Source organism: Streptomyces sp. SID1328 (genome assembly GCF_009865595.1).
In the GTDB taxonomy this organism is placed as follows: Bacteria; Actinomycetota; Actinomycetes; order Streptomycetales; family Streptomycetaceae; genus Streptomyces; species Streptomyces griseoluteus.
Map to the genome: position 1 here is coordinate 1 of NZ_WWKH01000198.1, position 9,630 is coordinate 9,630.

Annotated in this window: 7 protein-coding genes; all 7 read left to right on the forward strand. The window is 71.2% G+C overall.

The window, feature by feature from the left end:
* The first annotated feature begins 65 nt into the window (after nucleotides 1-65).
* The 7 genes from GT030_RS05785 (at nucleotide 66) to GT030_RS05815 (ending at nucleotide 9,475) form a co-directional block, all read left to right on the forward strand.
* Nucleotides 66-1,199 carry a polyprenyl synthetase family protein gene (locus GT030_RS05785; protein WP_135786009.1) on the forward strand — a complete coding sequence of 378 codons (1,134 nt, stop codon included), beginning with the start codon at nucleotides 66-68 and terminating at the stop codon, nucleotides 1,197-1,199.
* Nucleotides 1,200-1,317: 118 nt separating this feature from the next.
* The gene (shc, locus tag GT030_RS05790) at nucleotides 1,318-3,348 is read left to right on the forward strand and encodes a squalene--hopene cyclase (RefSeq protein ID WP_161200146.1); all 2,031 of its coding nucleotides are present in this window, start codon (nucleotides 1,318-1,320) and stop codon (nucleotides 3,346-3,348) included.
* Entirely contained in the window at nucleotides 3,349-3,990 is a 642-nt protein-coding gene (locus GT030_RS05795; RefSeq protein ID WP_161200147.1) for a 1-hydroxy-2-methyl-2-butenyl 4-diphosphate reductase, read from the forward strand. It begins immediately after the preceding gene.
* Nucleotides 3,991-3,995: 5 nt separating this feature from the next.
* Nucleotides 3,996-5,018 carry an adenosyl-hopene transferase HpnH gene (hpnH, locus tag GT030_RS05800; RefSeq protein ID WP_161200148.1) on the forward strand — a complete coding sequence of 341 codons (1,023 nt, stop codon included), beginning with the start codon at nucleotides 3,996-3,998 and terminating at the stop codon, nucleotides 5,016-5,018.
* Nucleotides 5,019-5,022: 4 nt separating this feature from the next.
* Nucleotides 5,023-6,156, forward strand: coding sequence for a flavodoxin-dependent (E)-4-hydroxy-3-methylbut-2-enyl-diphosphate synthase (gene ispG, locus GT030_RS05805; RefSeq protein WP_161200149.1), 1,134 nt, complete (start codon nucleotides 5,023-5,025; stop codon nucleotides 6,154-6,156).
* Between the two features lie 34 nt (nucleotides 6,157-6,190).
* The gene (dxs, locus tag GT030_RS05810; RefSeq protein ID WP_161200150.1) at nucleotides 6,191-8,089 is read left to right on the forward strand and encodes a 1-deoxy-D-xylulose-5-phosphate synthase; all 1,899 of its coding nucleotides are present in this window, start codon (nucleotides 6,191-6,193) and stop codon (nucleotides 8,087-8,089) included.
* Nucleotides 8,090-9,475, forward strand: coding sequence for an aspartate aminotransferase family protein (locus GT030_RS05815; protein WP_161200151.1), 1,386 nt, complete (start codon nucleotides 8,090-8,092; stop codon nucleotides 9,473-9,475). It abuts the gene before it with no gap.
* Nucleotides 9,476-9,630 lie beyond the last annotated feature (155 nt).

Consider the following 9,630-nt stretch of genomic DNA (forward strand, 5'->3'; position numbering starts at 1 on the left):
GCCGCGCTGAGCGCCCTGGGCCGGCCCCGTCCCCGCCGCCTCTTCCAGTTCGAGGAGGCGGCCTGATGCTCGATCAGCACAGCCCGGAGGGGCCCCGCACCCCCGGTACCGCAACAAGAGGAGAGACTGTGCCCACTGTGCCGCCCCCGGCCTCGACAGCCGCCGACGCCGTGGACGTGACCGCACTGCTGGAGCGCGGCCGGACCCTGGCCACCCCGGTGCTGCGCGCCGCCGTCGACCGGCTGGCGCCCCCGATGGACACCGTCGCCGCCTACCACTTCGGCTGGATCGACGCCGCCGGGAACCCGGCCGCCGGTGACGGCGGCAAGGCCGTGCGTCCCGCCCTCGCCGTGCTCTCCGCCGAGGTCACCGGCGCCGCCCCCGAGGTGGGCGTGCCCGGCGCGGTCGCCGTCGAGCTGGTGCACAACTTCTCCCTGCTGCACGACGACCTTATGGACGGCGACGAGCAGCGCCGCCACCGCGACACCGTCTGGAAGGTGCACGGCCCCGCCCAGGCCATCCTGGTGGGGGACGCCCTGTTCGCCCTCGGCAACGAGGTCCTGCTGGAGCTGGGCACCGTGGAGGCCGGCCGCGCCACCCGCCGGCTGACCGCCGCCACCCGCGCGCTGATCGACGGCCAGGCCCAGGACATCTCCTACGAGCACCGCGACCGCGTCAGCGTCGAGGAGTGCCTGGAGATGGAGGGCAACAAGACCGGCGCCCTGCTGGCCTGCGCCTCCTCCATCGGCGCGGTCCTCGGCGGCGCCGACGACCGCACGGCCGACGCGCTGGAGCGCTACGGCTACCACCTCGGCCTGGCCTTCCAGGCCGTCGACGACCTCCTCGGGATCTGGGGCGACCCGGAGTCCACCGGCAAGCAGACCTGGAGCGATCTGCGCCAGCGCAAGAAGTCCCTGCCCGTGGTGGCGGCCCTGGCCGCCGGGGGCCCCGCCTCCGAGCGGCTCGGCGAGATCCTCGCCGCCGACGCCAAGAGCAGCGACTTCGCCGCCTTCTCCGAGGAGGAGTTCGCGGCCCGCGCCGCCCTCATCGAGGAGGCGGGCGGCCGCGAGTGGACGGCGGACGAGGCGCGGCGCCAGCACACCGTCGCCATCGAGGCCCTGCACGCCGTCGACATGCCCGACCGGGTGCGGGACGCCTTCACGGCGCTCGCCGACTTCGTCGTCGTCAGGAAGAGATGATCACTATCGGCCGAATAACCCTCGCGTAGTCGCCGGCCGGTGCGACGCGATCAGCGGCACACCGGCCGACGGCGGACCCACAGCAGCACGACTCGAACGACTGCACAAAGGGGAAGCCATGACAGCGACGACCGACGGAAGCACCGGGGCCACCATCCCGCCCCGCGCTGCCGCGGCCAGCGACACCGACAGCACCGACCCCCTGGCGGCCGGGGTACCCGAGGCCGCCGAACGCGCCGCCGCGCGCGCCACCGAGTTCCTGCTGGCCCGGCAGGACCCCGAGGGCTGGTGGAAGGGCGACCTGGAGACCAACGTCACCATGGACGCCGAGGACCTTCTGCTGCGCCAGTTCCTCGGCATCCTCGACGCGGCGACCACCCGCGCCACCGCCCAGTTCATCCGGGGCGCGCAGCGCGAGGACGGCGCCTGGGCCACCTTCTACGGCGGCCCCGGCGACCTGTCCGCCACCGTCGAGGCGTACGTCGCCCTGAGGCTGGCCGGGGACGCCCCGGACGCCCCGCACATGGCGCGTGCCTCGGCCTGGGTACGCGAGCGGGGCGGCATCGCCTCCGCCCGTGTCTTCACCCGGATCTGGCTCGCCCTGTTCGGCTGGTGGAAGTGGGAGGACCTGCCCGAACTCCCCCCGGAACTCATCTGGTTCCCCACCTGGCTGCCGCTCAACATCTACGACTTCGGCTGCTGGGCCCGGCAGACCATCGTGCCGCTCACCATCGTCTCGGCCAAGCGCCCGGTCCGCCCCGCGCCCTTCCCGCTCGACGAGCTGCACACCGACCCGGCCAACCCCAACCCGCCCAAGCCCTTTGCTCCGCTGGCCAGTTGGGACGGCGCCTTCGAACGGCTCGACCGGGTGGTGCACCGGCTGCGCAAGGCCGTACCGCGCCGGGTGCGCCGGGCCGCGATGAACGCCGCCGCCCGCTGGATCGTCGAACGTCAGGAGAACGACGGCTGCTGGGGCGGCATCCAGCCGCCGGCCGTCTACTCGGTCATCGCGCTGCACCTGATGGGCTACGACCTCAGGCACCCGGTGATGCGGGCCGGGCTGGAGTCGCTGGACCGGTTCGCCGTCTGGCGCGAGGACGGCTCCCGGATGATCGAGGCGTGTCAGTCCCCGGTGTGGGACACCTGCCTCGCCGTCATCGCGCTGGCCGACGCCGGAGTCCCCGCCGATCACCCCAAGTTGCTCAAGGCGGCCGACTGGATGCTGGCCGAGGAGATCCGCCGGCCCGGCGACTGGTCCGTCAAGCGTCCCGGACTCCCGCCGGGTGGCTGGGCGTTCGAGTTCCACAACGACAACTACCCCGACATCGACGACACCGCCGAGGTCGCCCTCGCCCTGCGCCGGGTCAGCCACCCCCAGCCCGAGCGGGTGGACGGGGCGATCGCGCGGGCAGTGCGCTGGAACTTCGGGATGCAGTCGAAGAACGGCGCCTGGGGCGCCTTCGACGTCGACAACACCAGCCCGTTCCCCAACCGGCTGCCGTTCTGCGACTTCGGCGAGGTCATCGACCCGCCGTCCGCCGATGTCACCGCGCACGTCGTGGAGATGATGGCGGCCGAGGGGCTCGCCCACGATCCGCGCACCCGGCGCGGCATCGCCTGGCTGCTCGCCGAACAGGAGGCGGACGGCTCCTGGTTCGGCCGCTGGGGTGTCAACTACGTGTACGGCACCGGCTCGGTGGTGCCCGCCCTGACCGCGGCCGGACTCCCCGCCTCCCATCCGGCGATCCGCCGCGCGGTGCACTGGCTCCAGCAGGCGCAGAACGACGACGGCGGCTGGGGCGAGGACCTGCGCTCGTACAAGTACGCCAGGGAATGGAGCGGCCGGGGTGCCTCCACCGCCTCCCAGACCGCCTGGGCTCTGATGGCGCTGCTCGCGGCGGGGGAGCGGGACTCCGAGGCCGTCGAGCGCGGAGTGCGGTGGCTGGCCGACACCCAGCGGGACGACGGCTCCTGGGACGAGCCGTACTTCACCGGCACCGGCTTCCCCTGGGACTTCTCCATCAACTACCACCTCTACCGGCAGGTGTTCCCGCTCACCGCGCTCGGCCGGTACCTGCACGGCGACCCCTTCGACAAGGCGCCCCTGGCCGCCCGCAGAGGCGTCCGCGCCACGGCCGGAGGGAGCTGAATGAGATCCCGGCCCGCCCCGGCACCGCTGCTGATCGTCTGCGCGCTCGGCATCGAGCGGTTCGCCCTGCGCACCGGCGACCGGGGCGGGGCCGGGGGGCGGTTCACCGTCCTGCGCACCGGTATGGGCCCCAGGGCGGCGGAGCGGTCCGTCGCCGAGCGGCTCGCCGGTCCGGAGACGGGCGGCACCGCCGTGCTGGCCACCGGCTTCTGTGCCGGGCTGGCACCGGGCATGCACCCCGGCGACCTGGTGGTCGCCGAGGAGACCCGTGACCCGCGGGGGGCCGTCCCCTGCGTGGGCACCGACCTGCTGGTGAAGGAGCTGAGGCGCGCCGTCCCCGGCCGCACCGTCCACACCGGCCCCCTGACCGGCTCCGACCACGTGGTCCGGGGCCCGGAGCGCTCCGCTCTGCTGGCGACCGGCGCGATCGCGGTCGACATGGAATCGGCGGCCACCCTGCGCACCGCCGTCGGCACGGGCGACCGCCCGGTTGCGGCCGTACGGGTGGTCGTGGACGCTCCTGAACATGAACTTGTCCGGATCGGAACGGTACGCGGTGGAATATCGGCCTTCCGTGTTCTCCGTTCCGTCCTTCCCGCGTTTTTCGAATGGCACCGTTCCTTGCCGCTCCCCCGGAGGTGAGCCAGATGGCCATGCCGTTGCGTCAGTCCATCAAGGTCGCTACATACCTGGCCGAACAGAAGCTCCGCAAGCGGGACAAGTTCCCGCTGATCGTCGAGCTGGAACCGCTGTTCGCCTGCAATCTCAAGTGCGAGGGCTGCGGGAAGATCCAGCACCCGGCCGGCGTGCTCAAGCAGCGGATGCCGGTCGCCCAGGCGGTGGGCGCGGTGCTGGAGTCCGGTGCGCCGATGGTGTCCATCGCGGGCGGCGAGCCGCTGATGCACCCGCAGATCGACGAGATCGTGCGCCAGCTCGTCGCCAGGCGCAAATACGTCTTCCTGTGCACCAACGCCATGCTGCTGCGGAAGAAGATGGACAAGTTCACCCCGTCCCCGTACTTCGCCTTCGCGGTGCACATCGACGGGCTGCGCGAGCGGCACGACGAGTCCGTCGCCAAGGAGGGTGTGTTCGACGAGGCGGTGGCGGCGATCAAGGAGGCCAAGCAGCGCGGCTTCCGGGTCACCACCAACTCGACCTTCTTCAACACCGACACCCCGCAGACCGTCGTCGAGGTCCTGAACTTCCTCAACGACGACCTGGAGGTGGACGAGATGATGATCTCGCCCGCCTACGCCTACGAGAAGGCGCCCGACCAGGAGCACTTCCTCGGCGTCGAGCAGACCCGCGAGCTGTTCAGGAAGGCGTTCTCCGGGGGCAACCGCAGGCGGTGGCGGCTCAACCACTCCCCGCTGTTCCTGGACTTCCTCGAGGGCAAGGTCGACTTCCCCTGCACCGCCTGGGCCATCCCGAACTACTCCCTGTTCGGCTGGCAGCGCCCCTGCTACCTGATGAGCGACGGCTACGTGCCGACCTACCGGGAGCTGGTCGAGGACACCGACTGGGACAAGTACGGCCGGGGCAAGGACCCGCGCTGCGCCAACTGCATGGCGCACTGCGGCTACGAGCCCACCGCCGTCCTCGCCACCATGGGCTCCCTGAAGGAGTCGCTGCGGGCCATGCGCGAGACCATCTCCGGAAACCGGGAGTGAGATCGTGAGCGCCGTCTCCCTGGGCGTCCCCGAGGTACCGGCCCGCCCTGTCGCCACCCGCAGGGTGTCGCGGCAGATCCAGGTGGGGCCGGTGGCGGTCGGGGGCGGGGCGCCCGTGTCGGTGCAGTCGATGACGACGACCCGTACCTCGGACATCGGGTCGACGTTGCAGCAGATCGCGGAGCTGACGGCGTCGGGGTGTCAGATCGTGCGGGTGGCGTGTCCGACGCAGGACGACGCGGACGCGCTGGCGACGATCGCGCGGAAGTCGCAGATCCCGGTGATCGCGGACATTCACTTCCAGCCGAAGTACGTGTTCGCCGCGATCGAGGCGGGCTGTGCCGCGGTGCGGGTGAACCCTGGCAACATCAAGCAGTTCGACGACAAGGTCCGTGAGATCGCCAAGGCGGCCAAGGACCACGGCACCCCGATCCGCATCGGCGTCAACGCGGGCTCGCTCGACCGCCGCCTGCTCCAGAAGTACGGCAAGGCCACCCCCGAGGCGCTGGTCGAGTCGGCTCTCTGGGAGGCGTCGCTGTTCGAGGAGCACGACTTCCGGGACATCAAGATCTCGGTGAAGCACAACGACCCGGTCGTGATGATCGAGGCGTACCGCCAGCTCGCCGCGCAGTGCGACTACCCGCTCCACCTCGGCGTGACGGAGGCGGGCCCGGCGTTCCAGGGCACGATCAAGTCCGCGGTCGCCTTCGGTGCCCTGCTCTCCGAGGGCATCGGCGACACCATCCGCGTCTCCCTGTCGGCGCCGCCGGCGGAGGAGGTCAAGGTGGGTCTGCAGATCCTGGAGTCGCTGAACCTCAAGCAGCGCGGCCTGGAGATCGTCTCCTGCCCGTCCTGCGGCCGCGCCCAGGTCGATGTCTACAAGCTGGCCGAGGAAGTGACCGCGGGCCTGACCGGGATGGAGGTCCCGCTGCGGGTGGCGGTCATGGGCTGCGTGGTGAACGGCCCCGGTGAGGCTCGTGAGGCGGACCTCGGCGTGGCCTCGGGCAACGGCAAGGGCCAGATCTTCGTGAAGGGCGAGGTCATCAAGACCGTCCCGGAGTCGAAGATCGTGGAGACCCTCATCGAGGAGGCCATGCGGCTGGCCGAGGAGAACGGCGCCGCGGATCAGGTGAGTTGAGGCGGAGCACGGCACGGACCGAGAGGGGGCCGGCATGACGATTCTGGAGAGCATCCGGGGACCACGCGACCTGAAGGCGCTGGCGCACGACGACTTGAACGAACTGTCCGCCGAGGTGCGCGAGTTCCTGGTGGAGGCGGTGTCGAGGACCGGGGGGCACCTCGGCCCCAACCTGGGCGTGGTGGAACTGACCATCGCCCTGCACCGGGTCTTCGAGTCACCGGTCGACCGCATCGTGTGGGACACCGGGCACCAGAGCTATGTGCACAAGCTGCTGACGGGCCGTCAGGACTTTTCCAAGCTGCGCGGCAAGGGGGGCCTGTCCGGCTACCCCTCGCGCGAGGAGTCCGAGCACGACATCGTCGAGAACAGCCACGCCTCCAGCTCCCTCGGCTGGGCCGACGGCCTCGCCAAGGCACGCCAGGTGCTCGGGGAGCGCGGGCACGTCGTCGCGGTCATCGGGGACGGCGCGCTGACCGGCGGCATGGCCTGGGAGGCGCTCAACAACATCGCGGCCGCCAAGGACCGCCCGCTGATCATCGTCGTCAACGACAACGAGCGCTCGTACGCGCCCACGATCGGCGGCCTCGCCAACCACCTCGCCACGCTGCGCACCACCGACGGCTACGAGCAGGTCCTCGCCTGGGGCAAGGAGGCGCTCCAGCGCACCCCGGTCGTCGGCGAGCTGCTGTACGAGGCCGCGCACGGCGCCAAGAAGGGGTTCAAGGACGCCTTCGCCCCGCAGGGCATGTTCGAGGACCTGGGGCTGAAGTACGTGGGCCCCATTGACGGCCACGACATCGGCGCCGTCGAGTCCGCGCTGCGCCGGGCCAAGCGGTTCCACGGGCCGGTGCTGGTGCACTGTCTCACCGAGAAGGGGCGCGGGTATCCGCCCGCCCTGGCGCACGAGGAGGACCACTTCCACACCGTGGGGGTGATGGACCCGCTGACCTGCGCTCCGCTCACTCCCATCGGCGGGACCTCGTGGACCTCGGTGTTCGGCCAGGAGATCGTCCGGATCGGGGAGGAGCGCGAGGACGTCGTCGCCATCACGGCGGCCATGCTGCACCCGGTCGGCCTCGGTCCGTTCGCCGCGCGGTTCCCCGACCGGGTCTGGGACGTCGGGATCGCCGAGCAGCACGCGGCCGTCTCCGCGGCGGGCCTGGCCACCGGGGGAGTGCACCCGGTCGTCGCCGTCTACGCGACCTTCCTCAACCGCGCCTTCGACCAACTGCTGATGGACGTGGCCCTGCACCGCTGCGGGGTGACCTTCGTGCTGGACCGCGCCGGGGTCACCGGCGTCGACGGCGCCTCGCACAACGGCATGTGGGACATGTCCATCCTCCAGGTCGCCCCCGGCCTCAGGATCGCCGCCCCGCGTGACGCGGCCCAGCTCCGCGCCCAGTTGCGCGAGGCGGTCGCCGTGGACGACGCGCCCACCCTGGTCCGCTTCCCCAAGGAGTCCGTCGGCCCCGAGATTCCGGCCCTGGGTCACATCGGCGGCATGGACGTGCTCCACCGGGACGACGAGCCGGACGTACTCCTCGTCGCCGTCGGTGTGATGGCGCCGGTCTGCCTCCAGGTCGCCTCACTGCTCGGGGCGCGGGGGATCAACTGCACGGTGGTGGACCCGCGTTGGGTCAAGCCCGTCGACCCCGCACTGCCCGGACTCGCCGCCGGACACCGGCTGGTGGCCGTCGTCGAGGACAACAGCCGGGCAGCGGGCGTTGGTTCGGCCGTGGCGCTGGCCCTCGGGGACGCCGACGTGGATGTGCCCGTACGGCGGTTCGGCATCCCGGACCAGTTCCTCGCGCACGCCAAACGGAGCGAGGTGCTGGCCGACATCGGTCTCACGCCGGTGGAGATCGCCGGGCGGATCAGCGCGAGCCTCGCCGTCAAGGACGTCGGCGCACGGCAGAACCAGGAGAGCTGAATGAGCACGGAGTTCGACCTCGAAGCCCTCCTCGCCGCGCGCGGGGCGGAGCGCTACGACCTGCACACGCGCCATCTCAACCCCCAGCTTCCGCGCATGCTGCACACCATCGGCTTCGACAAGGTGTACGAGCGTGCCGAGGGCGCCCACTTCTGGGACGCTGAGGGCAACGACTATCTCGACATGCTCGCCGGATTCGGCGTGATGGGCCTCGGCCGCCACCACCCGGTGGTCCGCAAGGCCCTGCACGACGTGCTCGACCTGAATCTCGCCGACCTGACCCGCTTCGACTGCCAGCCGCTGCCCGGCCTGCTCGCCGAACGTCTGCTGGCCCACAGCCCGCACCTGGACCGGGTGTTCTTCGGCAACAGCGGCACCGAGGCCGTCGAGACCGCGCTGAAGTTCGCCCGCTTCGCCACCGGCCGCCCCCGCGTCCTCTACTGCGACCACGCCTTCCACGGCCTCACCACCGGCTCGCTGTCGGTCAACGGCGAGAACGGCTTCCGCGACGGTTTCGCCCCGCTGCTCCCCGACACCCCCGTGCCCCTCGGTGATCTCGACGCCCTCGCACGGGAGCTGAAGAAGGGCGATGTCGCCGCCCTCATCGTCGAGCCCATCCAGGGCAAGGGCGTGCACGAGAGCCCGGCCGGCTATCTCCGCGCCGCACAGGAGCTGTTGCACCGGCACAAGGCGCTGCTCATCGCCGACGAGGTGCAGACCGGGCTCGGCCGCACCGGCGACTTCTACGCCTACCAGCACGAGGACGGCGTCGAGCCCGACCTGGTGTGCGTCGCCAAGGCGCTCTCCGGCGGCTATGTGCCGGTCAGCGCCACGCTCGGCAAGGACTGGATCTTCAAGAAGGTCTACTCGTCCATGGACCGGGTCCTGGTGCACTCCGCGAGCTTCGGCTCCAACGCCCAGGCCATGGCGGCGGGGCTCGCGGTGCTCTCCGTGATGGAGGACGAGCAGATCGTCGCCCGGGCGCGGGCCACGGGCGAGCTGCTGAAGTCCCGGCTCGCCGCGCTCATCGGCACGTACGAGCTGCTGGCCGACGTGCGCGGGCGGGGGCTGATGATCGGCATCGAGTTCGGCCGCCCCGACTCGCTGAAGCTGCGCGGCCGCTGGACCATGCTCCAGGCCGCTCGCAAGGGGCTGTTCGCGCAGATGGTCGTCGTCCCGCTGCTCCAGCGGCACCGGATTCTCACCCAGGTCTCCGGCGACCACCTGGAGGTGATCAAGCTGATTCCGCCGCTGGTGATCGACGATGCGGACGTGGAGCGGTTCGTGGACGCCTTCACCGCGGTCATGGACGACGCGCACAGCGGCGGCGGGCTGATGTGGGACTTCGGGCGGACGCTGATCAAGCAGGCGGTCGCCGGTCGCTGAGGCTTTTCGCCGGGGCCCCCGGCCCCTTTTGCCTCTGAGGCAAAAAAATTGCCCCACAGGCAAAAATGGGGCTCAATGGAGATATGAACGCCTCCGAAGCGGCCTCCCCGGCGGGCCAGGGCGACGACCTGCCCGCCGTGGCGCCGCAACTGCGC